Annotated in this window: 19 protein-coding genes; 9 read left to right on the top strand and 10 right to left on the bottom strand. The window is 73.5% G+C overall.

All coding sequences use genetic code 11. The annotated features are described in order from the left end of the window. Positions 1 to 89: 89 nt before the first annotated feature. Complete coding sequence (locus O1G21_RS21085) at positions 90 to 2,453, top strand: DEAD/DEAH box helicase (protein ID WP_270146050.1); 2,364 nt, start codon at positions 90 to 92, stop codon at positions 2,451 to 2,453. On the opposite strand, the gene O1G21_RS21080 is transcribed toward O1G21_RS21085, so the two are convergent. The 8 genes from O1G21_RS21080 to ssd all read right to left on the bottom strand — a co-directional run bounded on the left by O1G21_RS21080 (position 2,448) and on the right by ssd (position 8,385). After that, on the bottom strand, positions 2,448 to 3,032 hold the full coding sequence (locus O1G21_RS21080) for an Rv3654c family TadE-like protein (RefSeq protein ID WP_270146049.1): 585 nt from the start codon (positions 3,030 to 3,032) through the stop codon (positions 2,448 to 2,450). The two genes, O1G21_RS21085 and O1G21_RS21080, sit on opposite strands and share 6 nt — an antisense overlap. Further along, positions 3,020 to 3,436 (bottom strand): TadE family type IV pilus minor pilin, encoded by a 417-nt coding sequence (locus tag O1G21_RS21075; RefSeq protein ID WP_270146048.1) that lies wholly within the window; start codon positions 3,434 to 3,436, stop codon positions 3,020 to 3,022. The genes O1G21_RS21080 and O1G21_RS21075 overlap by 13 nt, the downstream gene beginning before the upstream one ends. Before the next feature lie 100 nt (positions 3,437 to 3,536). Beyond that, the gene (locus tag O1G21_RS41810) at positions 3,537 to 3,809 is read right to left on the bottom strand and encodes a DUF4244 domain-containing protein (protein WP_405000688.1); all 273 of its coding nucleotides are present in this window, start codon (positions 3,807 to 3,809) and stop codon (positions 3,537 to 3,539) included. A 78-nt stretch (positions 3,810 to 3,887) separates the two neighbouring features. Beyond that, entirely contained in the window at positions 3,888 to 4,457 is a 570-nt protein-coding gene (locus tag O1G21_RS21065; protein WP_270146047.1) for a type II secretion system F family protein, read from the bottom strand. A 224-nt stretch (positions 4,458 to 4,681) separates the two neighbouring features. Then, a complete protein-coding gene (locus O1G21_RS21060; protein ID WP_270146046.1) occupies positions 4,682 to 5,704 on the bottom strand; it encodes a type II secretion system F family protein in 1,023 nt (340 codons plus the stop codon). A gap of 16 nt (positions 5,705 to 5,720) precedes the next feature. After that, on the bottom strand, positions 5,721 to 5,927 hold the full coding sequence (locus O1G21_RS21055; RefSeq protein WP_270146045.1) for a hypothetical protein: 207 nt from the start codon (positions 5,925 to 5,927) through the stop codon (positions 5,721 to 5,723). Next, a complete protein-coding gene (locus O1G21_RS21050) occupies positions 5,924 to 7,177 on the bottom strand; it encodes a TadA family conjugal transfer-associated ATPase (protein ID WP_405000687.1) in 1,254 nt (417 codons plus the stop codon). The genes O1G21_RS21055 and O1G21_RS21050 overlap by 4 nt, the downstream gene beginning before the upstream one ends. Positions 7,178 to 7,260: 83 nt before the next feature. After that, complete coding sequence (ssd, locus tag O1G21_RS21045) at positions 7,261 to 8,385, bottom strand: septum site-determining protein Ssd (RefSeq protein ID WP_270146044.1); 1,125 nt, start codon at positions 8,383 to 8,385, stop codon at positions 7,261 to 7,263. Positions 8,386 to 9,212: 827 nt separating this feature from the next. Between ssd and O1G21_RS21040 the strand changes: the two genes are divergently transcribed. Further along, positions 9,213 to 10,031, top strand: coding sequence for an HAD family hydrolase (locus tag O1G21_RS21040; protein ID WP_270151143.1), 819 nt, complete (start codon positions 9,213 to 9,215; stop codon positions 10,029 to 10,031). A 396-nt stretch (positions 10,032 to 10,427) separates the two neighbouring features. Here the strand turns inward: O1G21_RS21040 and O1G21_RS21035 are convergent, their stop codons facing one another. Then, positions 10,428 to 11,318, bottom strand: a complete 891-nt coding sequence (locus O1G21_RS21035) for a Fic family protein (RefSeq protein WP_270146043.1) — start codon at positions 11,316 to 11,318, stop codon at positions 10,428 to 10,430. Between the two features lie 219 nt (positions 11,319 to 11,537). Here O1G21_RS21035 and O1G21_RS21030 point away from each other — a divergent pair, with 219 nt between their 5' ends. The 7 genes from O1G21_RS21030 to O1G21_RS21000 all read left to right on the top strand — a co-directional run bounded on the left by O1G21_RS21030 (position 11,538) and on the right by O1G21_RS21000 (position 21,810). Further along, entirely contained in the window at positions 11,538 to 12,557 is a 1,020-nt protein-coding gene (locus O1G21_RS21030) for an ATP-binding protein (protein ID WP_270146042.1), read from the top strand. Positions 12,558 to 13,088: 531 nt separating this feature from the next. Further along, complete coding sequence (locus O1G21_RS21025) at positions 13,089 to 15,515, top strand: SulP family inorganic anion transporter (RefSeq protein WP_270146041.1); 2,427 nt, start codon at positions 13,089 to 13,091, stop codon at positions 15,513 to 15,515. Positions 15,516 to 15,757: 242 nt separating this feature from the next. Further along, positions 15,758 to 17,713, top strand: a complete 1,956-nt coding sequence (gene acs / locus O1G21_RS21020) for an acetate--CoA ligase (protein ID WP_270146039.1) — start codon at positions 15,758 to 15,760, stop codon at positions 17,711 to 17,713. 362 nt (positions 17,714 to 18,075) lie between these two features. After that, the gene (nhaA, locus tag O1G21_RS21015; protein WP_270146037.1) at positions 18,076 to 19,503 is read left to right on the top strand and encodes a Na+/H+ antiporter NhaA; all 1,428 of its coding nucleotides are present in this window, start codon (positions 18,076 to 18,078) and stop codon (positions 19,501 to 19,503) included. Between the two features lie 292 nt (positions 19,504 to 19,795). Continuing rightward, positions 19,796 to 20,272 (top strand): phage holin family protein, encoded by a 477-nt coding sequence (locus O1G21_RS21010; protein WP_270146035.1) that lies wholly within the window; start codon positions 19,796 to 19,798, stop codon positions 20,270 to 20,272. A 77-nt stretch (positions 20,273 to 20,349) separates the two neighbouring features. Then, entirely contained in the window at positions 20,350 to 21,456 is a 1,107-nt protein-coding gene (locus tag O1G21_RS21005; RefSeq protein ID WP_270146033.1) for an alpha/beta fold hydrolase, read from the top strand. Between the two features lie 144 nt (positions 21,457 to 21,600). Next, entirely contained in the window at positions 21,601 to 21,810 is a 210-nt protein-coding gene (locus O1G21_RS21000) for a hypothetical protein (RefSeq protein ID WP_270146031.1), read from the top strand. A 122-nt stretch (positions 21,811 to 21,932) separates the two neighbouring features. On the opposite strand, the gene O1G21_RS20995 is transcribed toward O1G21_RS21000, so the two are convergent. Next, positions 21,933 to 22,634 carry a metal-dependent hydrolase gene (locus O1G21_RS20995; protein ID WP_270146029.1) on the bottom strand — a complete coding sequence of 234 codons (702 nt, stop codon included), beginning with the start codon at positions 22,632 to 22,634 and terminating at the stop codon, positions 21,933 to 21,935. Positions 22,635 to 22,689: the final 55 nt, after the last annotated feature.

Here is a 22,689-nt window from a genome sequence, read left to right as displayed (position 1 = left end):
CCGTCACGGCCACATTCAACCACCTGCGACCATGCCCGCACGATGGCTTACGACGATTCTCCGTCACGCCGGTGACACACTGGGTCCTCATGCCGCCCCGACACAGCTTGCCCGAGGCACTGCTCACGACCCTGTCCACCAGTCGGGGGCGGGCCGACCGGCTCACCCATACGGAGCACCTTCCCGCCCGACCTGCGCGTTATTCGCCATGGCCCGACTCGATTCGACCGGAGATCGTCGCCTCGGCGCTGGACGTCGGGGTGGAACAGCCCTGGGCACACCAGGCAGAAGCGATGAACCTGGCCAAAAGCGGCCAGACTGTGGTCATCGCCACAGGCACCGCCTCGGGCAAGTCACTGGGCTACCTGGCGCCGGTGCTCAGCGACCTGCTGGAGGGCACCGAGGCCCGAAACGGCCGCGGCGCCACCGCGCTCTACCTGGCCCCGACCAAGGCGCTGGCCGCCGACCAGCGCCGCCGCGCCGCCGAGCTCGCCCCGCCGAGGGTCCGGGCGGCCCTGTACGACGGCGACACCCCGCCCGAGGAACGCGAGTGGGTCCGCCAGTACGCCTCCTACGTGCTCACCAATCCGGACATGCTGCACCGGGGCGTCCTGCCCGCGCACGCCCGTTGGTCCTCCTTCCTCAAGGTGCTGCGCTACGTGGTCGTCGACGAGTGCCACAGCTACCGGGGCGTCTTCGGCTCGCACGTCGCCCAGGTGCTGCGGCGGCTGCGCCGCATCTGCGCCCGTTACGGTTCGTCACCGACCTTCCTGCTCGCCTCCGCCACCACCGCCGACCCGGCCGTCACCGCCCGGCGGCTGACCGGTCTGCCCGCCGTGGCCGTCACCGAGGACGCCTCGCCGCGCGGACCGATGGTCTTCGGCCTCTGGGAGCCGCCGCTGACCGAGAACGTCGGCGAGCACGGCGCCCCGGTGCGCCGCACCGCCACCGCCGAGGCCGCTCACCTGCTGACCGACCTGGTCGAACGGCAGACCCGGACCGTCGTGTTCGTCCGCTCCCGCCGTGCCGCCGAACTCGTCGCCCTGCAGGCCCAGGACCAGCTGGGCCGACCGCTCGCCGACCGGGTGGCCGCCTACCGCGGCGGCTACCTCGCCGACGAACGCCGGGCCTTGGAGCGCGATCTGCACTCCGGCCGACTGCTCGGACTCGCCTCCACCTCCGCTCTCGAACTCGGCGTCGACATCTCCGGACTCGACGCCGTCCTGATGGCGGGCTACCCCGGCACCCGGGCCTCGCTCTGGCAGCAGGCGGGCCGGGCGGGCCGTGAGGCCCAGGGCGCGCTGGCCATCCTGATCGCCCGGGACGACCCGCTGGACACCTATCTGGTGCACCACCCGGAGGCGCTGTTCGCGACCCCCGTCGAGGCCACCGTGCTCGACCCCGACAACCCGCACGTGCTCGCCCCGCACCTGTGCGCGGCGGCGGCCGAACTTCCGCTCACCGATGCCGACCTGGAGCTGTTCGGCCCTTCCACCGCACCGCTGCTGCCGGTGCTGGAACGGCGCGGCCTGCTGCGCCGGCGCGCCGACGGCTCCTGGTACTGGACCCGCCGGGAGCGTGCCGCCGACGCCGTCGACCTGCGCGGCAGCGGCGGCAGCCCGGTGCAGATCGTCGAGGCCGACACCGGTCGACTGCTCGGCACGGTGGACGCCGCGGCCGCCCACACCACCGTCCACACCGGGGCCGTCCACCTCCACCAGGGCCGCACCTACCTGGTCCGGGAACTCGACCTGGAGGACTCGGTCGCCCTGGTCGAGCCGGCCGACCCGCCGTACACCACGGCCGCCCGGGACATCACCTCCATCTCCATCCTCGACACCGACACCACTGTCCACTGGGGCGAGGGCCGGCTCAGCTTCGGCTCGGTGGAGGTGGTCAACCAGGTGGTCGGCTACCTCCGCAAGCGGATCTCCACCGGGGAGATCATGGGCGAGAGCAAGCTCGACCTCCCGCCCCGCACCCTGCGCACCCGCGCGGTGTGGTGGTCCGTCACCGAGGACCAGCTGCTCGACGCGGACCTCCCGCTCGACCAACTGCCCGGCGCCGCCCACGCCGCCGAGCACGCCTCGATCGGCCTGCTGCCGCTGTTCGCCACCTGCGACCGATGGGACATCGGCGGCGTCTCCGTCCCGCTGCACCCCGACACCGGGCTGCCCACGGTGTTCGTCTACGACGGTCACCCGGGCGGGGCCGGTTTCGCCGAACGCGGGTTCCAGCGGGCCGTCCCCTGGCTGACCGCCACCCGCGCGGCGATCGCCTCCTGCGAGTGCGAGCGCGGCTGCCCGTCCTGCGTCCAGTCGCCCAAGTGCGGCAACGGCAACGACCCGCTGAACAAGGCCGCAGCCGTCCGGCTGCTGGACGTCCTGCTGGCGGGGGCGCCGGAGACCGGCTCCGCGGCGGGCCCGGAGGGTGGAGCACCGGCCGCTTCATGAGGCCGCCGCACCGCTCGCGTCACCGACACCGCTCGGAAGGCCGTCGGCATCGACCCCGACACCGATCCCGGCACTGGCACCGGCGCCGGCACCGGCACCGGCACCGGCAGCACCGTCCTCGGCCGCGGCGACCGGGGCCCGGACCGGTCCGGCCCGGGCCCGCGCCCGCGCCGGACCGACCGGCAACCGCAGCGGGAGACCGCCGACCGGCACCTCGGCCACCACCTCGACGGCGTCCGCCGACCGGTCCACCTCGCAGGACGCCAGACCGGCACCCTGCGCCGCAGCGATCCCGGCGGCCCGGCCGCAGCCGCCGTCCGGATCCAGCAACAGCCGGTCCGCGGCCGCGAGGGCCGCCAGGTCCGCAGCCGACTCGGCCCGGTGCCGGGCGGTCACCACCGCACCGACCGCGATCGTCCCGGCGAAGACCACCGTGCCCAGCATGGCCAGCGCGAGCAGCCAGACCGTCGCCGAGCCCGCGTCCGCCCCGTACCCGTGCCGACCGGACGCAGCGGCCCGAGCGGTACGGACGCGGGCCAATCGCTCCGCCGCCCCCCAGGGGCTGGTCAAGCGGGCCACGGGCCTCCACCTCCCTCCGTGGTGCCCCCCAGTACGTCCTCCCGCGCGGCCACGGCCATCGCGCCGACCCGCACCGCGAGCAGGCCGCCCAGCCTGCCCGGCGCCGCGCACGGGGCGTCCACGTCGACCCGCACCGTGTCCGCCGCGAGCGCCAGTCGGACCCGCGCTCCCCGCGGGGCCGCCGCGCGGGCGAGTTCGACGGCGTCCGCCTCCCCGCGCGCGGCCGCCCTGGCACCGATCCGGGCCGCATCCACGCAGGTGATCTGCGCCGCCGCCGCGAGCACGCCCCAGATCAGCATCGCCGCGAGCAGGACCAGCGCGGGCAGCACCACCGCCGTCTCCGCCGTGACGAAGCCCCGGTCCCCACGCCGCACCGACCGCACCGGCCGGCCGCGCCCTGCCATCGAACTCCCGCCGGTCGTCCGGAGAGCCGGCGCGGCGGTGCTGGAGCGCGGGCGGGGCGCGGTGGCCGCCGCCGGCACGGCGGGAGTTCCCGGACTGCCCCTACGTCGCATGGAGCGCCCGTTCCAGCATCTCGGTCAGCGCGCCGGTGATGGCCGTGCTGGTCACCACCTTGTAGAGCCCGGCGGCGAGGGCGCACGCCCCCAAGGTTCCGACGGCGTATTCGGCGGTCGTCATCCCCGCGTCCGACCGGCCCCGGCACCGGGCCACCTTGCGCACCCGGCCCCCGGCCCCGTGGCTCCTCCGTCGCCACACCCCGAGCACGTGCCGGAGCGGGCGCCCGGCCCCAGCCTTGATCATCAACACTGCAGCCATGGTTCTCTCCTGTCTGGATCTTCTTCCGGTCTGTTCAGGTCTTTCCTGCGGCCCTGCCGCCTCGGAAACCGACGGCCCTCACATGACTTGGGCGAAACGGCTGGTGAGGCCGATCACCACCGGCACCACCCCGATCAGCACGAAGGCCGGGAGGAAGCAGAGCCCGAGCGGCGCGGTGGCGAGCACCGCGGCCCGGCGGACCCGGGTGTGGGCCGTGCGGGCGGCGGCCATCCGCTGCGCCCGGGCCAGCGCGATCAGCGGGTCGGCCACGGGAGCCCCGCCGCGGCTCGTCCGGACCAGGCAGCGCGCCAGCGGCGCCAGCGAGGGGTGCTGTTCGCCCAATCTGGTCCAGCACAGCTCCGGCGGTGCACCGAGGGCCAGCTCGGCCCCGATCGCCACCAGCCTCGGTCCCAGCGGCGCGCCCACACTCCGGCCCACCGCCGACACCGCCGCCGAGGGCAGCGCCGCCGATCCGAGGCAGGCTGCCAACAGCTCGGTCGTCAACGGGAGTTGCCTGGCCAGCAACTCTTCCTCCGCTGCCGCCCGGCGATCAGCCGGCGACCTGGCCCGGGCCGACCAGCGATGGACACCCGCCGCCGCCAGCACTCCGATCACCACCCCGACGCCACCCCCGATCAGCACCGCCACCGCCAGCCCCGCAGCGACCGCCGACGCCACTCGCCGTCGGCGCCCAACACCTCGATCCCTCGGGCCCGTTCGTCGTCGCGCTCGCTCGCACCCCCTCGCCCCGGCGAACACCCGTCGCCCACCCCTACGCCGCGCCGACCCCACCGCCATGACCGCCGCCATCACCGCTGCCGCAACCGCCGCCACGACCAGAGGCCCGGCCGGCACCCACCCGGCGCCCCGCATCACCCCACCCCCGCTTCGGCGCCGAGCGTCCGCGCCCACAGGAGCCCTCGCCGCCCACCGCCGCCTCCAGCCGGGCCTTCGGCCCCCGCGCGGGGACGGCCTCCGGCGACGCCCTGCGGAGCCTCCACCCCGCCCTGGGCCGCCACTCGGACGATGCGAGCCGTCCAGAGCACTCCCAGCCCCTCCAGGACCGCCCCCGCCCCGAGGCAGCCCAGTCCGGCCGACGTGTGCAGCAGGACCTCCAGCGGACGGGCCCCGAGCCCACTGCCCAGGAGCAGCCCCGCGCCCGGCAGGGCGGCCAGGACCGCGATCGTCGTACGCGGCCCGGCCAGCTCCCCGGTGATCTCCTCCGCCAGCGCCCGCTCACCGCGCAGCGCCTCCGCGACCCGGTCCAGCGCGGCGGCGAGTCCCGACCCGCCGTCGGAGGCGACCCGCCAGCAGGCCGCGATCGCCGCCGCTCCGCTGCCACCGGGCAGTTCGGCCAGCAACTGGAGCGCGGCCGGGACATCCCCGCCGTAACGGCCCGCCGCCAACCGGGCCACCGGCTCGACTCCGAGCCGGCGCAGCCCGTCCGGATCCTCGGCGAGCCGTGCGGTGACCAGGTGCAGCGCCTGCTCGGGCGTCGCGCCGCTGCGCAACTCCCCCGCCAGCGCGGCGCAGAGCTCCACCACGGCCGCGGCCCGCTGCCCGGCCTCCACCGTCAGGCGCCGCCGCAGCCGCCACCGTCGCAGCGGCAGGAGGGCCAGCGCGGCCGCGAGCACCGGCACCGGCGACGCGGTGACCCGTCCGAGGGCCAACCCCACGGGCAGAACCAGCAGTTCGGGCGCCAGCCACCCCCGGATCCGAGCCCACCCCCGCCGCACCGCCTGCGGGCACTGGCCCCTCATCGGAGGCCCGCTGCCCGCCAGCACCAGCCTGGAGCGTCGCCCACCCGGCAGCTGTTCCTGAACGGCCCGCCACCCGGCGACGGCCAGCAGGCACAGCACCGTCGCCCAGCAGAAAGCGAACTGACTTCGCGTCATGGCATCCACCTCCACGTCATCGCTCCTTCCGTCCCCACGACCCGAGCAGCACCACTGCGCCGGCCGCGCACGCGACCAGGAGCAGCACGAAGCCGATCTCCACCAGCCGCAACTCCCGCGCGGCCTGGCCCGCCGAAGCCATCGACACCAGCGCCATCGACGCTGAGGCCATCGACACCGACGTCGCCTTCACCGCCGCGACCACCACCGCTCCCTCGCTCATGGCGCTCCCGCCCCGAGCGCCACCCCGCGCGCCGCCAGCAGCCCGAGCAGCCGCTCCCAGCCCGCTCCGGGCACCAGCCCGCCCGCCGCGGGGAACTCCACCGCCGAAGTGGTCACGGCCAGCCCGTCGCGGTCCCCGGTCAGCGTGTGGATCTCCGCCACCCGGCGCAGCCCCGAGCCGGGATCCCGGACCAGGTGCACCACCACGTCGAGCGCCGCCCGCAGTTGGCTGTGCAGGGCCGGTCGGTCGAGCCCGGCGAGCGAGCCCAGTGCCTCCAGCCGGACCGGCACGTCCGCCGCCGTGTTGGCGTGGACGGTCCCGCAGCCGCCCTCGTGTCCGGTGTTGAGCGCGGCCAGCAGGTCCGACACCTCGGCCCCGCGCACCTCGCCGATCACCAGCCGGTCCGGCCGCATCCGCAGCGCCTGCCGGACGAGGTCCCGCAGGGTGAACTCGCCCAGCCCCTCCTGGTTCGGCGGTCGGCTCTGCAGCCGGACCACATGCGGGTGGGCCGGTCGCAGCTCGGCGGAGTCCTCGGCGATCACGATCCGCTCATCCGGCCCGACCAGGCCGAGCAACGCGGCGAGCAGGGTCGTCTTGCCCGAGCCCGTCCCACCGGAGACCAGCAGCGACAGCCGCGCCCGCACGATGCCGGCCAGCAGCTCGGCGCCCTCCGGCGGCAGCGCCCCGCCCGCCACCAACTCGTCGAGCGTGAACGGCCGGGGCCGGCACACCCGCAGCGAGATGTGCGTGCAGCCGGCGGCGATCGGCGGCAGCACCGCGTGCAGCCTGGTGCCGTCCGGCAGCCGGGCGTCCACCCAGGGCCGGGCGTCGTCCAGGCGCCGCCCAGCCGCGGTGGCCAGCCGGTGGGCGAGCCGTCGCACCGCCTCGGCGTCGGCGAACCGGACTCCGGTGGCTCGGTGCAGGCCGCCGCCACGGTCGACCCACACCTCCTCCGGACCGTTCACCAGCACGTCCGTGACGTCGGGCGCCGCCAGCAGCCGCTCCAGCGGGCCCGCACCCACCAGTTCGGCGCGCAGCGAGCGCACGGTGTCCAGCACTTCGTCCCCGCCGAGCGGCGGCCGGGTGGCCCGCAGCACCGCCGCGACCGAGCCCGCCGTCGGGGCGGCCCCCGACTCGGCCAGCCGCAGCCGTACCGCGTCCACCAACTCCGCCGTCCGCTGCTCGCGGGCCGTCCGGCCGTACGGGCAGGGCCCGTGTTCGGCCTGCGGCAGCCCGCCGGGTGGCGGCACGCTCCTGAGCGGCCGGTGCTCCCGCGCACCGTCGCCCGGGCCCGGGGCACCGCCCCGGAGACCTGTCCTACGCAGACGGACCATCAGTACACACCTCCTCCGACCGCCGAGACCGGCGGCAGCACTTCGTTCAGGAAGGTCGCGCAGAAGCGCGCGAGCGGGCCGCCGTCCCGCATGCCGGGCGGGACGCCCCGCTCGACGTCCCCGGCCAGTCCCGGCTCCGGGTCCAGCTCCCCGGCCAGCTCCAGCCGCAGCCCGCGGGCGATCCGGTGTGCCGGGAGCCCGCCGGCCCGGACCGGCCGGACCACGGCCCGGACGTCCCCGAGCCGCATCCGGGCCGCCGCCGCGACCCGGTCGGCGGCCGCCACCGCGCGCAGCTCGGCCGGGATCACCAGCAGCGCGAGGTCGGACTGTTCCAGCGCCTGCCCGGCGGCCGCGTCGAGATGGCGCGGCACGTCGACCACCACCAGCCCACCGCGCCGCCGGGAGGCGGCCAGCACGCTGCGCATGGCCTCGGGCGGCACCGTCAGGGTGTCGCCGCGGTCCCAGGACAGGCAGGACAACGCGGAGAGCCGTTTGAGAGCCGGCAGCGCCCGGGCCAGCTCGGCCCCGCTGACCCGCCCGCGCGAACCGGCCAGGTCCGGCCAGCGCAGCCCGCGGGCCGTCTCGCCGCCGAGCAGGATGTCCAGTCCACCGCCCAGCGGATCCCCGTCGAGGAGCATCGTCCGCCGCCCCGCCCGTGCGGCCGTGACGGCGAGGGCGCAGGCCAGCGTCGAGGCCCCGGCCCCGCCCCGGCCACCGAGCACCGCGACGGTGACCGCCGGCGAGCCGACACCCTCCGCCGCGTCCGCGATCCGGTCCATCAGCCAGGCCTCGGCATCGGGCAGGAACAGCACGTGCTCGGCGCCGAGTTGGACGGCTCTGACCCACACTCCGGGGTCGTCGAGGTCCAGCCCGAGCAGCAACACCCCGCTGCGCCTGCCCAGCCCGGCGCAGCGCTCCGCCTGGTCGTCCCCGACCAGGACCAGTGGGGCGGCCTCCCACTGCTCGCGCGGCGGCGGCGCGCCCCGGATCAGCCTCGGCTCGGTGCCCGCCGCGGCACAGAGCCGCAGCAGGTGCTCGGCCAGGCCCTCGTCCTCGGTGACGACGAGCGGTCCGGCGGCCGCGGGGCCTTCGGCGGTGACGTGGTCGGCGATCGGCGCGGACATGGTGTTCTCCCCTCTGCGCCGCCTGCCACCGGGGGTGGCTGCGGCGCGCGTCGGACGGTTCCGACGGACGGCCGCCAGGCAGACCTCTCGGAAGAGGAAGGGATGAGGCCCCGCCCGGCGACCGCCGCCGACCATCACGGTGGGGGGAGATCCGGATTCCGTCATCCACGTTCCGATTGCCTGTGGATAACTCGGGGGCTGTGGATGAAAACGTTCACCCGGACGGGTGTCTATCCGGCGAAGAATTGACGAAAGGGGCTCACGGAGATGAACCGGCGATCCACCGCCCTCTGTCGACCGCCTTCCCGACACCCTCGCGCCGGCTCTCCCGCACCCCGCCGGAGCGGCCCGCGGCGCCGATCGGAACCAGCCGCGCACGCCGTGCGCGCCATGAGCAAATGGCAACGCAGAGTGACGAAGGGTGGTGGACGGACGGAGCTGTCGACACCCCCTGCACGCGGCCGGCGAGGCCAGCGCGGAAGCTGCGGCAATGGCCTTCAAGCCCTGAAAATGGCCCCGGACGTGCGACGACCCCCGCCGGGGGGGAGAGCGGGGGTCGTCTATCCACAGCCCGACTCGGGGGGGAGGAGCCGGACCGGGTTAGCACGGTCGCGAACGATCCGTGACTTCCATGGTGTACCCGAGCGGCCAGAAACACAAACCCGCACGCCCACGAGTACGCCGAATGGCGGGGTGTTTTCTGGCTCCCTCTATCCTCGGTTCCCGTGGACACCACCGAGAACGCCGACGACCACGCCGACGAGTCCCAGGGCGACCCCACCGGGCCCGAGGCGCCGAGCGCATCCGTCCGCCCCCGGCCGAACGGACTGCGCACGGCCGCCTTCTTCGACCTCGACAAGACCATCATCGCCAAGTCGAGCGCGCTGGCCTTCAGCCGCCCGTTCTACCAGGGCGGTCTGATCAACCGTCGGGCCGTACTGCGCAGTGCGTACGCCCAGTTCGTCTTCCTGGTCGGCGGCGCGGACCACGACCAGATGGAGAAGATGCGCGAGTACCTCTCCGCGCTCACCCGGGGCTGGAACGTCCAGCAGGTCCGCGAGATCGTCGCCGAGACGCTGCACAACCTGATCGACCCGATCATCTATGACGAGGCCGCCTCGCTGATCGAACAGCACCACGCGGCCGGCCGGGACGTGGTGATCGTCAGCAGCTCGGGCTCCGAGGTGGTCGAGCCGATCGGCGCGCTGCTCGGCGCGGACCACGTGATCGCCACCCGGCTCAAGGTCGAGGACGGCTGCTACACCGGCGAGATCGAGTACTACGCCTACGCCGAGAACAAGGCCGCGGCCATCCGGGAGTTGGCCGGGACGGAAGGCTACGACCTGGCCGAGTCCTACGCCTACAGCGACTCCTCGACCGACCTGCCGCTGCTGGAGGCGGTCGGCCACCCCTCGGCCGTCAACCCGGACCGCGCGCTGCGCAAGGAGGCGCAGGCCCGGGAGTGGCCGGTGCTGGTCTTCGACCGGCCGGTGCAACTGCGACGGCGGCTGCCCGAGTTCTCCGCGCCGAGCGGCTCGGTGCTGACCGCCGTGGCGATCGGGACGGCCGCCGTGACCGCCGGGGTCATCTGGTACCTGGCGCGCCGACGCCGTCCCACCGCCGGAGGCTCCCGGCGGAAGCCGTGATCTAGCACGAAAGCCACCAAAACGGGCAATCGACACATACTTCTCGTTTCGGGTTCCCCTTTCGGCCGAAACGCGATACAAATGAAGCACGGCCCGCGAGACCCGGTCAGGACCGAAGAGGTCAAACCGACAACGCAGTTCAGGCCCACGGACCGCGTGTACAGATTTCCGAGCACCCACATGCAGCCGACCCGCTGTCGGGCCGCCGGACCAGACGAACGGGCAGGATCCCCGTCTGATCGGCACTTCCGGTGCATGCTTGGTCACCCGGTACCTGTACCAGCGGCGGCACCCAGCAGGATCAGGTGCCGCCGCATCTCTGTGCGCGCGAGACCCGCAACGCCCCCCGGCCCGGCAACGTCCACGGGGCTCGGCAACGCCTGCGGGCCGGTCCGATCAGACCATGCCGCGCTGCATCGCCTCGCAGACCGCGGTGCTCTCCCGCACGCCGAGCCCCAGGGCCCGCCCGCAGTGCGCGATCCAGGCCGCCATCCCTTCGGGCGTGCCCGCCAGGTAGCCCGCCAGGGCGCGGCGGTAGGCGTCGGTGCCCAGCTCGGCCAGGCCGACCTCGGCGGGGCAGATCGACTTCGGGTCGAGGCCCTCGGCGATCAGCACGATCCGCTGGGCGGCCCGCGCGATCAGCCCGTTGTGGGTGCCGAACGGCCGCAGGGCGAGCAGTTCACCGTGCACCACCGCAGCCACCACCAGGGCCGGCGTGCCCACGCCGTGACCCTCCGCACGGGCCACCAGCAGCCGGGAGAGCTGGTCCAGCCGGGCCGCGACCTCCTCCGCGCCCGGAGCGGGCGGCAGGGCCGGCAGCGGCCCGACCCCGGCGTCGACCTTGACGCTCTCCACCGGCGCGAGCTCCAACGGGAACAGCTCCTCGGCGCGCTCCCCCGCCCGGCGCGGCCGACCGGCGGCCGGGTCGGTGTCGCCGACCGCGAGCAGGTGCAGCCGGGCCAGTACCTGGAGCGGCGAGTGCCGCCAGACGCTGAGCAGCTGCCCCGCCTCGGCGGCGATCCGCAGGGCCGCGCCGACCGTACGGGCCTCGGCGTCCGCGCTGAAGTCGGTGCGGCGCCGGACCTCCTCCAGCGGCCAGTCGGCTCCCGCCATGGCCGCCGACGCGCGGGCGCCGCGCAGCGCGGACTCGGAGGTGACCTCGGCCGCGCGGCGCCGCATCACCCGGTGGCCGTAGAGCCGGTCGACGGCCTTGCGCACCTCGGCCACGGCGTCGGGCACCCCGGGGAGCTGGGCCAGCGGGGCGAGGGGATCTGTTCCAGTGCTCACCTACCCGAGAGTAATGAACAGCCCGCCCCTCCCGGAACAGCAACCCCGCATCACCCGTTAGAGGCAATCCTCACTTCCCTCCCCCAGCGGAACCCAAACCCCGGCTAGCATGGCCACTATCGGAGACGATAACGATTTCCAGTTAGGGGCGCCCCCCACGAGCGCACCCGTGAGCACGCGGCCCGCCCCCAGGGCCCAGAGCGAGAGCCGGAGACCCAGATGAAGATCGCCTTCGTCGGCAAGGGCGGCAGCGGGAAGACCACGCTGTCCGCACTGTTCATCCGCCACCTGGCCGCCATCGGCCGGCCGGTCATCGCCGTCGATGCCGACATCAACCAGCACCTGGGCCCCGCCCTCGGCCTGACGGATGCCCAGGCCGCCGAACTGCCCTCGCTCGGCGCGCACCTGCCGGAGATCAAGGAGTACCTGCGCGGCAGCAATCCGCTGATCCGCTCGGCCGACGAGATGATCAAAACCACGCCGCCCGGCCGCGGTTCACGCCTGCTGCGGATCGTCGAGGAGAACCCGGTCTACGCCTCCTGCGCCCGCCCGATCGCCCTGGACGAGGGCTCGGTCCGGCTCCTGGCGACCGGCGCGTTCACCGAGGAGGACCTCGGGGTGGCCTGCTACCACTCCAAGGTCGGCGCGGTGGAGCTGCTGCTCAACCACCTGCTGGACGGCCCGGACGAGTACCTGGTCACCGACATGACGGCCGGTTCGGACTCCTTCGCCTCCGGCCTGTTCACCCGCTTCGACCTGACCTTCCTGGTGGCCGAACCGACCCGCAAGGGCATCTCGGTCTACCGCCAGTACAAGGACTACGCGCGGGACTTCGGCGTGCAGCTGCGGGTGATCGGCAACAAGGTGCAGGGCCCGGACGACCTGGTGTTCCTGCGCCGCGAGGTCGGCGACGACCTGCTCACCACCTTCGGACAGTCGGACTGGGTGCGCCGACTGGAGCAGGGCGCCGAGCCGCCGCTGAAGTCGCTGGAGCCGGCCAACCGGGCCGTGCTGGAGGAACTGCGGGCCGAGGCCGAAGCGGCGTACGGACTGCGCGACGCGCGCCGCTACACCGAGCAGGCCGTGCTCTTCCACCGGCGCAACGCGGAGAGTTGGGCCAACGCCAAGGTCGGCATCGACCTCGCGACCCAGGTGGACGAGGACTTCGTGCTGGGCGGGTTCCCGGGCGAGTTCGCGACCGACGGCGCACCGGCCGCCCCGGCGGGAGCCACCGCCTGACACCACCGCGAACGGCACCGCCGCGAACCGGACGGGCCGTGGCCTCCCCTTCCACCCCGGGGAAGGCCGCGGCCCGTTCGCCGTGTCGGCCAGAGCCGTCCGCCATCCCGGTCCGCTCGCCACCCCGGTCCGCTCGCCACCCCGGTCCCCTCGCCACCCTGGTCCGCCCGCCATCCCGTCCGTGCGCCAGCCCAACAGCAGATTCCTGTCGGTTCGAACACCACCCAATAGGGTGAACCCGGGATTTTTCACTTCCCTCCGGGAACGACGCTGTGCAAAGCTTTCATTACCCTCGGTTTACCGAGTCTTGATGGCCCGTCCCGACGGCCCTCGGCGAGACCTCCCGCATCTCGCCCTGGCCCTTGGCGAGCCAGATGGTCGACGCCGGCCGGTGACACCCGTACTCCCCGCCGCGCCCACGCCATCCCGCCACACCGTCGCGACCCACGACAGCCGATCCGCCCCGGAGCCCCGCTTCGGACTCACCACCGGACCTGACTGCGTTCGTTCCCCCGGACAGACGGGAAGACCATGACCCTCGACATCTCCAGCGCACCCATCGCCTCCGACACCACCGACCACGCGCCGCCGGGCCCCGGCGGCCGGGCCCGCTGGGCCCACGACCTCTCCGCCTCCGCGGTGGTCTTCCTGATCGCCGTGCCGTTCTCCCTCGGCATCGCGCTCGCCACCGGCGCCCCGCTCACCGCAGGACTGGCCGCCGCCGCCGTGGGCGGCATCGTGGTCGGGTTGTCCGGCGGCACCCCGCTCATGGTCAGCGGCCCCTCCGCCGCGCTGACCGTGATCACCGCCGGGCTGATCGCCCAGTACGGCTGGCGGGCCACCTGCGCCGTCACCGTCGTCGCCGGGCTGCTCCAACTCCTGCTCGGCGCACGCCGAGTGGCCCGCACGGCACTCGCCGTCTCGCCGGCGATCGTGCACGGCATGCTGGCCGGGGTCGGGCTCACCATCGCCATCGCGCAGCTGCACGTCGTCCTCGGTGGGTCACCGCAGAGCTCGGCGATCGCCAACCTCCTCGCGCTGCCCGGGCAGTTGGCCGGTCCGCACCCACCCGCGCTACTGGCCGGCGCGGTGACCGTGGCCGTGCTGCTGGGCTGGCCCCGACTCGACCGACTCCCAGGCCACGCGGGCGGGTTGGGCGCACGCCTGGCCAAGGTGCCCGGCCCGCTGGCCGCCGTGGCCGTCGCCACCGCGCTCGCCGTCACCCTGGACCTGCGGCTCGCCCACATCGAACTGCCCGCCTGGCAGCCGCACTCGCTCGTGCCTGCGCTGCCGCACGGTTCGCTCGCCGGGGTGCTCACCGCCGTCCTCACCGTCACCGCCGTCGCGAGCGTGGAGTCGCTGCTGTCCGCCGTGGCGGTGGACAGGATGTCCCAGCGCACCGGTGACCTCGACCGCGAGCTGCGCGGACAGGGGCTCGCCAACCTGGTCAGCGGGCTGGTCGGCGGGCTGCCGATCGCCGGCGGCGCCGTCCGCAGCACCGCCAACGTCCGGACCGGCGCGCAGACCAGGTGGGCCTCGGTCCTGCACGGCGTCTGGGTGCTCGCAGCCGCGCTGGCGCTGACCGGCGGGCTGCGCCGGATTCCGCTGGCCGCCCTGGCCGCGCTGGTGCTGGTGGTCGGGCTGCAGATGGTGAGCTTCGCGCACATCCGCAACGTGCACCGGCACCGCGAGTTCCCGGTCTACCTGACCACCATGCTCGCCGTGGTCGCCTTCGGCGTGCTGTGGGGCGTCGGCCTCGGCGCCAGCACCGCCGTCCTGCTCGCGCTCTACAGGCTGACCCGCGCTCATGTGGACGTCGAGACCGGCCCCGACGGTTCGGTCACCGTCCAGACCCACGGTCCGCTCACCTTCACCGCCGTCCCCCGGCTGAGCCGGGCACTGGCCGGGATCCCTGCGTCCGCCGAGGTCGCCGTCGTGCACGACGGCTCCTTCCTGGACCACGCCGCGTACGTGACGTTGCACGACTGGCGGACGGGGCACCAGGCCGCGGGCGGGCGGGTCTCGCTGGTGACGCGCCGCCAGGACGACGAGGTGCTCGATCCCGACGGCACGGTCCGCAGCGGGAGTTCGGCGGGCCCGCACCGCTGCCGGGCCTGGACGCCCTGGGTCGGTCATCACTGCATCGAGCAGCAGGAGGACCCGCACGGCCGGCTGCTGGACGGAGTCCGGGTCTTCCAGCAGCACACCGCCCCGCTGATCAGACCCGAACTCGCCCGGCTGGCACGGGAAGGCCAGACGCCCTCCCAGCTCTTCCTGACCTGCGCGGACTCCCGGATGGTGACCAGCATGATCACCAACAGCGGGCCGGGCGACCTGTTCACCGTCCGGAACGTGGGCAACCTGGTGCCGGCCCCGTTCGAACCCGGCGCGGCCGACGACTCGGTGGCCGCCGCGGTGCAGTACGCGGTCGAGGCGCTGGAGGTGCGCTCGATCACGGTCTGCGGCCACTCCGGCTGCGGCGCGATGAAGGCCCTGCTGGACGGTGTGCACGAGCACTCCGGTCCACCCACCCCGCTGACCCGCTGGCTGCGCAACGGCCGCGGCTCGCTGGACCGGCTGCGACGGGCACCGGCCGAGTTCGCCGACCGGCCGGTGGTGGACCTCGCGGAACAGCTCTGCATCACCAACGTGGTGCAGCAGTTGGACCAGCTGATGGCGAACCCCGCGGTGGAGCGCCGGGTCGAGGAGGGCAGCCTGCGGCTGGTCGGGATGTACTTCGACTTCGCCACCGCCCAGGCCTACGTCCTCGATCGCGCCGCCGGAACGTTCAGCCCCGTCAAAGCGCGCACCGAGGCACGTAACACCACTGTCGGGACCGGGGACCGGCCAGACACCCGGCCCGACGCCCGGCCCGAGGGTGAATCGGCCGAACGGGTGAGAAAGGACGGCCGGGTTCCGGCCGACGGCAGCGGGGAGGGCTCCCAACTGGCCGCCTGAGAACCGGGCCCGTGTCCCCTCCGAGCGAGCCGGGACACGGGCCCACCGGCCGCCGTGCGGTCTGCCGCGCCGCGCGGCGGTCCGCACGGCTGGCCGTTCGATCTTCAGTCAAAGGTCTAAACCAATTCCCGGGCGCCTCTTGTCAACTGACCCGTTCGCCTGGTGAGCTTGTGCGCTGGGACACACGGGACGATCCCCACGCACGGGATCGCCCGAGATCATGACTCGATGAGGAGTGCGCGTTGAGCAACGAGAGCCTGGCCAACCTGCTCAAGGAGGAGCGGCGTTTCGCCCCGCCGACAGAGCTCGCCGCAGCCGCCAACGTCACCGAGACGGCCTACACGCAGGCCTCCGAGGACCGCCTGGGCTTCTGGGCCGAGCAGGCCCGCCGCCTCAGCTGGGCCGTCGAGCCGACCGAGACGCTCGACTGGTCCAACCCGCCCTTCGCCAAGTGGTTCGCCGACGGCAAGCTCAACGTGGCCTACAACTGCGTCGACCGCCACGTCGAGAACGGCCTCGGCGACCGGGTCGCCATCCATTTCGAGGGCGAGCCCGGCGACAGCCGCTCGATCACCTACGCCCAGCTCAAGGACGAGGTCTCGCAGGCCGCCAACGCGCTGCTGGAGCTCGGCGTCCGCAAGGGCGACCGGGTGGCGCTCTACCTGCCGATGATCGCCGAGGCGGTCGTCGCGATGCTCGCCTGCGCCCGGATCGGCGCCACCCACTCGGTGGTCTTCGGCGGTTTCTCCGCCGACGCCGTCGCCTCCCGAATCCAGGACGCCCAGGCCAAGCTCGTCATCACCGCCGACGGCGGCTACCGCCGCGGCAAGCCCTCCGCGCTCAAGCCGGCCATCGACGAGGCGCTCACCAAGGTCGACGGCGTCGAGCACGTCCTGGTGATCCGCCGCACCGAGCAGGAGATCCCCTGGACCGAGGGCCGCGACGTCTGGTGGCACGAGATCACCGCGCGCCAGTCCACCGAGCACGCCCCCGAGGCCCACGAGGCCGAGCACCCGCTGTTCATCCTCTACACCTCTGGCACCACCGGTAAGCCCAAGGGCATCCTGCACACCTCGGGCGGCTACCTCACCCAGGCCAGCTACACCCACCACGCGGTCTTCGACCTCAAGCCGGAGACCGACGTCTACTGGTGCACCGCCGACATCGGCTGGGTCACCGGCCACTCGTACATCGTCTACGGCCCGCTCTCCAACGGCGCCACCCAGGTCATCTACGAGGGCACCCCGGACACCCCGCACCAGGGCCGGTTCTGGGAGATCGTCCAGAAGTACGGCGTGACGATCCTCTACACCGCGCCGACCGCGATCCGGACCTTCATGAAGTGGGGCGACGACATCCCCGCGAAGTTCGACCTGTCCTCGCTGCGGGTGCTGGGCAGCGTCGGCGAGCCGATCAACCCCGAGGCGTGGGTCTGGTACCGCGAGCACATCGGCGGCGGCAAGTGCCCGATCGTGGACACCTGGTGGCAGACCGAGACCGGCGCCATCATGATCAGCCCGCTGCCGGGCGTCACCGAGACCAAGCCGGGCTCGGCCCAGCGCGCCCTGCCGGGCATCGCGGCCACCGTGGTGGACGACGAGGCCAACGAGGTCCCGAACGGCTCCGGCGGCTCCCTGGTGCTCACCGAGCCGTGGCCTTCCATGCTCCGCACCATCTGGGGCGACGACCAGCGCTACGTCGACACCTACTGGTCGCGCTTCCAGGGCCGCTACTTCGCCGGTGACGGTGCCAAGAAGGACGAGGACGGCGACATCTGGCTGCTCGGCCGGGTGGACGACGTCATGCTGGTCTCGGGCCACAACATCTCCACCACCGAGGTCGAGTCGGCCCTGGTCGGCCACCCGTCGGTGGCCGAGTCCGCCGTGGTCGGCGCCGCCGACGCCACCACCGGCCAGGCGATCGTCGCCTTCGTGATCCTGCGCGGCGGTGCCACCGACAGCCCCGAGCTGGTCGAGGAGCTGCGGGCGCACGTCGGCCGCACGCTCGGCCCGATCGCCAAGCCGAAGCAGATCAAGGTGGTCGGCGAACTGCCGAAGACCCGCTCCGGCAAGATCATGCGCCGTCTGCTGCGCGACATCGCCGAGGGCCGCGAGGTCGGTGACACCACCACCCTGGCCGACAGCACGGTGATGAGCCAGATCCAGGCCCAGCTGCCGCCGAACGGCAGCAACGGCTGAGAACGGCGCTGACGGCCGGGCGCACAGAAGGCTCGGCACGCTGAAGCAGTGACGGGGCCTCGGGCGGTGATCACACCGCCCGAGGCCCCGTCGTCATGCCCGCGAAGGCCCGCGAAGGCCCGCGAAGACGCAGCCGGATACCGGCGGGTCCGCTGCTACTCCGGAGTGCAGAACCGGCCCGTAGGGCTTAAGTCCTTTAACAGGACAATCCGGATGTCACCTGAACGTCCCGCTAGACTGTTAAGGGCGCATCAAGATCCTTAAGCAGGATTCGCGGGCGTCACAGGGCGCGCCGGGAAGTCTGGTCGGCAACTGCACCACCCGTGCAACCGTTGCCGCTCCCAGCCCCGAGGAGGTCCCGCGTGACCGACCAGCCGCCCGTCCACGAGCCGACGACCCGCCGCCGGCAGTTCCTCGGCCGGCTGTCACTGCCCGAGCGCACCTTCATCACCGACGCCCTGCGCACCGAGACGGTCGGCGGTGTGCTGCTGCTGGCCGCCGCCGTGGTCGCGCTGATCTGGGCGAACGTCTGGCCGCACGCGTACGAGAGCGTGCTCGACTACCGGATCGGCCCGTCCGCCCCGCTCCACCTCGACCTCACGCTGGCCGTCTGGGCCAAGGACGGCCTGCTGACGATCTTCTTCTTCGTGGCCGGCATCGAGCTCAAGCGCGAGTTCGTCGCGGGCGAGCTGCGCACTCCGAGCGCCGCGCTGCTGCCAGTGGTCGCCGCCGTCTGCGGCGTCGCCATGCCCGCGATCCTGTTCGCCCTGGTCAACTCCGGCAGCGGCGGCCACCCCGGCGGCTGGGCCATCCCCACCGCCACCGACATCGCCTTCGCGCTCGGTGTGCTGGCCGTGGTCGGCAGCCACCTGCCCTCGCCGCTGCGCGCCTTCCTGCTCACCCTGGCCGTGGTCGACGACCTGATCGCGATCCTGATCATCGCGATCTTCTACAGCTCCGGGATCAAGTTCTGGGCGCTCGGCCTGGCCTTCGCCGGCCTGGTGCTGTTCTGGTTCCTGCACCGGCGCGGGGTGAAGGGCTGGTACCTGTTCGTGCCGCTGGCCGTCGTGGTCTGGGCGCTGATGCACGAGAGCGGCGTCCACGCCACCGTGGCGGGCGTCGCGATGGGTCTGATGCTGCGCTGCCACCGGGAGGGCGACGAGAAGCACTCCCCCGGCGAGCACATCGAGCACCTGGTCCGCCCGCTCTCGGCCGGGCTGGCCGTCCCGGTGTTCGCGCTGTTCGCGGCCGGGGTGACGATCTCCGTCCCGGCGCTGCGCGAGGTGTTCACCCAGGCCACACCGCTCGGCGTCGTGATCGGTCTGCTGGTCGGCAAGACGGTGGGCGTGTTCGGCGGCACCTGGCTGGCCGCCCGGTTCACCCGGGCCGAACTGAACCCGCAGCTCAAGTGGGCCGACCTGTTCGCCGTCTCGGTGCTCGCCGGGATCGGCTTCACCGTCTCGCTGCTGATCAGCGAGCTGGCCTTCCCGCACGACCTGGCGCTCGCCGACCGCTCCAAGACGGCCGTCCTGGTCGGCTCGCTGCTCTGCGCGATCGTCGCCACCGTGCTGCTCAAACTGCGCAACCGGCACTACCGCGCACTGTGCGACGAGGAGGACCGGGACCTGGACGGCGACGACGGTGGCGACGGCGACAACGGCGTCCAGGACGGCCGCCAGCAGGACGACCCGGCCTGGCGGGCCCGGACCGCCGACCCGGCGCCGGCCCCCGCACCGGCCCGACGCCTGCCCGGCGACGGGCTCGGCGAGGAGCCCGGAACCGACCGCTGAGACCCCGCCGGGAGGTTCCCGCAGTCCTCTCGCAGTCCTCTCGCAGGCCTTCCCACCGGCCTCCCGCAGGGCTTCCGCGGGTCTCCCGCAAGCCTTCCCACCGGCCTCCCGCAGGCCTTCCGAAGCCAGGACACGTCCCTCCGGCGGGGCCCCGGAGTGGTGTCCGACTGACCGGTAGGGGCATGATTCTGAGCTGTCGACAAACCACTGACGCCTCCGGACCCCCCACCGGCCCGGGAAACCGCACACCGCGACGGCGTCACGCCGCAGCAGCCGCAGAGGAGAACCGCTGATGCCCGCAGGAGCCGCAGACCCGTCCAGCAACGGCCGGGCGCCCTACGAGGGCGAGCGTTCGGTGGGGCAGCTGTTCGCGGCGGCCACCGCCGATCTGTCCGCCCTGGTCCACGACGAGATCGCGCTCGCCAAGGCCGAGATCCGCAAGGACGTCAAGCGCGGTCTCACCGGCGGGGTCTCGATCGGGGTCGCCGCTGTGGTGTTCCTGTTCTCCATCCCCATGTTGAGCGCCGCCGTGGCCTTCGGCATCCACGCGCTGGGGCTTTCGCTCGGCTGGTCCTTCCTCATCGTCGCGGCCGCCTACTGGGTGCTCGGGGTGCTGCTGTTCGTGGTGGCCCGCCGCGCGTTCAAGAAGATCGAGCCGCCGCACCGCGCCATCGAGGGTGCCCAGAAGACCGCCGAGGTGCTGAAGAACGCCCGGCCTCGCCCGGCCACCCAGGAGGAGATCGACCGGGGCCTGGGCCGCATCCCGTAACCGCGAGAGGGGCCCTGGACCCGCCGACAACGAGTGCCGGGCACGTGTCCGGCTCCCGGATGTGACACGCTCTCGGTATGCCGCTTGACCAGAAGCCCGTGACCGCGCAGCCGTCCGCCGATTCCGGCCCGGACTCCGGCCCCGATTCCGGCCCCGAGCTGGCCCCCGGACACGAGTCCGAACAGGACCCCGGCCCGACCCCCGGCCCGAACCCCGGCCCGGCGCCCGCCCAGCCCGCCCAGGCGGTTCCCGGTGCCGAACGGCACGGCGGCGGTACGGCCGAGGCCTGGAGCATCCGGCAGCCCGGCCCCTGGGTGCACCGCGACCTCGCGGCCAACGGCGCCCGCTTCCACATCACCGAGCTGGGCTCCGGCCCGCTGGTGTTGTTGGTGCACGGCTGGCCCGAGTACTGGTGGGCGTGGCGCCACCAGCTGACGGCGCTCGCCGAGGCCGGCTACCGCGCCGTGGCGCTCGACCTCCGGGGCATCGGCGGCAGCGACCGCACCCCGCGCGGCTACGACCCGGGCAACCTCGCCCTGGACATCACCGGTGTGATCCGCTCGCTCGGCGAGCGCCGGGCGCACCTGGTCGGGCACGCCTCCGGCGGCACCCTGGCCTGGGTTGCGGCGGTGATGCGCCCGTCGGTGATCCAGAGCCTCACCGTGGTCTCCGCGGCGCACCCCCGGGACCTGCGCCGGGCGCTGCTGACGGACCGCAAGCAGCTGGCCGCCTTCGACCACGTGCTGGGCTTCCAGCGGCCGTGGATACCGGAACGCCGCCTGGTCGCCGACGACGCCGCGCTGGTCGGCCGCTACCTGGACGAGTGGACCGGGCCGAACAAGCTGGACGAGGTGGCGGTGCACGCGTACCGGCAGGCGATCCAGATCCCCAGCACCGCGCACTGCTCGATCGAGCCGTACCGCTGGTTGCTGCGCTCGATGGCGCGCCCGGACGGCATCCAGTTCGCCCGGCGGATGAAGAAGCCGATCACCGCGCCGACCCTGCACGTCCAGGGCGCCTCGGACCCGGTGCTGCTGTCGCACACCGCGCTGGGCGGCGGCGAGTACGTGGCGGCACCGTACCGCTGGCGGCTGATGCCGGGGGTGGGGCACTTCCCGCACGAGGAGGCGCCGGAGGAGTTCACCGCTGAGCTGCTGGACTGGGTCGGCCGCCACAAGGACTGACGAGCGGAGGGAACGGCGGGGGGCAATCGGGAAATGGGCTGGCGACCCAACTCCCTTGATGTCGCGCTCATATGACAATCGCATAGGCCAGTTCCGGTGAACCCGTGCGGTTACTCCCACCGGCCCAGGGGCATCCATTCCGGTATGACCTGGATGCCCGATCGCGACGACGCTCCGCGCGGCCGACGCCACAGCAGTCCCCAGCGCTCCGCACACCGCCCGGACCGGGCCGATGACCTCGGCTTCGAGAGCCTCGACCGCCGTCAGCGCGGGGCGCAACGGCAGATGGGCATCCGGCGCATCCTGGGCCGGCGCGCCCGGTGGGTGGGCGCACGACTGCGGCGCGAGACCTGAGGCCTCGCGCCGCTTCAGCGGACCGGACGACAGCCGGCCGCGGGCTACAGCCGGCCGCTCCGGCAGGCGTCAGCCAGTCGGTCGCCGGGCCGGCAGGCGTCAGCCAGTCGGTCGCCAGCAGGTCAGTTCACGATCGTCGGCGACAGCGCGGTGAACCAGAGCAGGACGAAGGTCGCCACCGACATGATCGGCACCAGCACCTTGGTCTCGACGTTGTTGCCGCTGCGCTTGATCAGCACGATCTCGTAGCGCTCCTTGTGCGGCCACAGCAGCGGCGCGCCCTTCTTGGTCAGGCAGTCGCCCAGCAGGTGCGCCAGCGTGCCCAGTCCGACCGCGTACGGCAGCCAGCCGGGCGCGTTGGGCATCCAGGTGTTCATCCCGAAGGTGCCGAGCGCGGCCAGGCCGATGACGGTGATCCATGCCTCGGGGCCGTTGCTCGGCGGGCAGAGCCGCAGTGCGCGGATCGCCAGGGCCAGCAGGAAGAAGGTCACCGAAAGGGTGAAGTAGCGGCCCAGGAAGGTGACGCCGGCCCAGGTGCCGCCGCCCATCAGCGCGACGAACAGCAGCGAGTGCGTGGCGTGCCGGTGCCCACCGGAGGCCCAGGCCACGAAGCGGCAGAGTGCCTTGGACACCGGTCCGAGGAAATTTGCGATCGAACCGTCGTGGTGGTCGAGGTCCGGCAGCAGCGCCGCGCCCGCGCACAGCACCGTGCCCATCAGTATGTCCGCCGGCTGCAGCGTGGTGTGCAGCAGCAACGGAGGCAGGAACGGGGCCGAGGCCGCGTACAGCATCGCCCCGCTCACCGCGTGTGAATGACCCATCATCGGACTGCCACGACCTCCCGTTGACTCACTCCGGGACGGCAACCCGGTTGAGCCG

Source organism: Kitasatospora cathayae (genome assembly GCF_027627435.1).
GTDB classification, from domain to species: Bacteria; Actinomycetota; Actinomycetes; order Streptomycetales; family Streptomycetaceae; genus Kitasatospora; species Kitasatospora cathayae.
The sequence above is the reverse complement of the archived record's forward strand: the minus strand, read 5'-3'. Positions and strand labels throughout refer to the sequence as shown.

Excerpts from the sequence above, each read along its gene's own strand:
- O1G21_RS21085 (WP_270146050.1), top strand. The coding sequence starts at position 90 with ATGCCGCCCCGACACAGCTTGCCCGAGGCACTGCTCACGACCCTGTCC.
- O1G21_RS21075 (WP_270146048.1), bottom strand. The coding sequence starts at position 3,436 with ATGGCAGGGCGCGGCCGGCCGGTGCGGTCGGTGCGGCGTGGGGACCGG.
- O1G21_RS41810 (WP_405000688.1), bottom strand. The coding sequence starts at position 3,809 with ATGGCTGCAGTGTTGATGATCAAGGCTGGGGCCGGGCGCCCGCTCCGG.
- O1G21_RS21060 (WP_270146046.1), bottom strand. The coding sequence starts at position 5,704 with ATGACGCGAAGTCAGTTCGCTTTCTGCTGGGCGACGGTGCTGTGCCTG.
- O1G21_RS21055 (WP_270146045.1), bottom strand. The coding sequence starts at position 5,927 with ATGAGCGAGGGAGCGGTGGTGGTCGCGGCGGTGAAGGCGACGTCGGTG.
- ssd (WP_270146044.1), bottom strand. The coding sequence starts at position 8,385 with ATGTCCGCGCCGATCGCCGACCACGTCACCGCCGAAGGCCCCGCGGCC.
- O1G21_RS21030 (WP_270146042.1), top strand. The coding sequence starts at position 11,538 with ATGAAGATCGCCTTCGTCGGCAAGGGCGGCAGCGGGAAGACCACGCTG.
- O1G21_RS21025 (WP_270146041.1), top strand. The coding sequence starts at position 13,089 with ATGACCCTCGACATCTCCAGCGCACCCATCGCCTCCGACACCACCGAC.
- O1G21_RS21010 (WP_270146035.1), top strand. The coding sequence starts at position 19,796 with ATGCCCGCAGGAGCCGCAGACCCGTCCAGCAACGGCCGGGCGCCCTAC.
- O1G21_RS21005 (WP_270146033.1), top strand. The coding sequence starts at position 20,350 with ATGCCGCTTGACCAGAAGCCCGTGACCGCGCAGCCGTCCGCCGATTCC.
- O1G21_RS21000 (WP_270146031.1), top strand. The coding sequence starts at position 21,601 with ATGACCTGGATGCCCGATCGCGACGACGCTCCGCGCGGCCGACGCCAC.
- O1G21_RS20995 (WP_270146029.1), bottom strand. The coding sequence starts at position 22,634 with ATGATGGGTCATTCACACGCGGTGAGCGGGGCGATGCTGTACGCGGCC.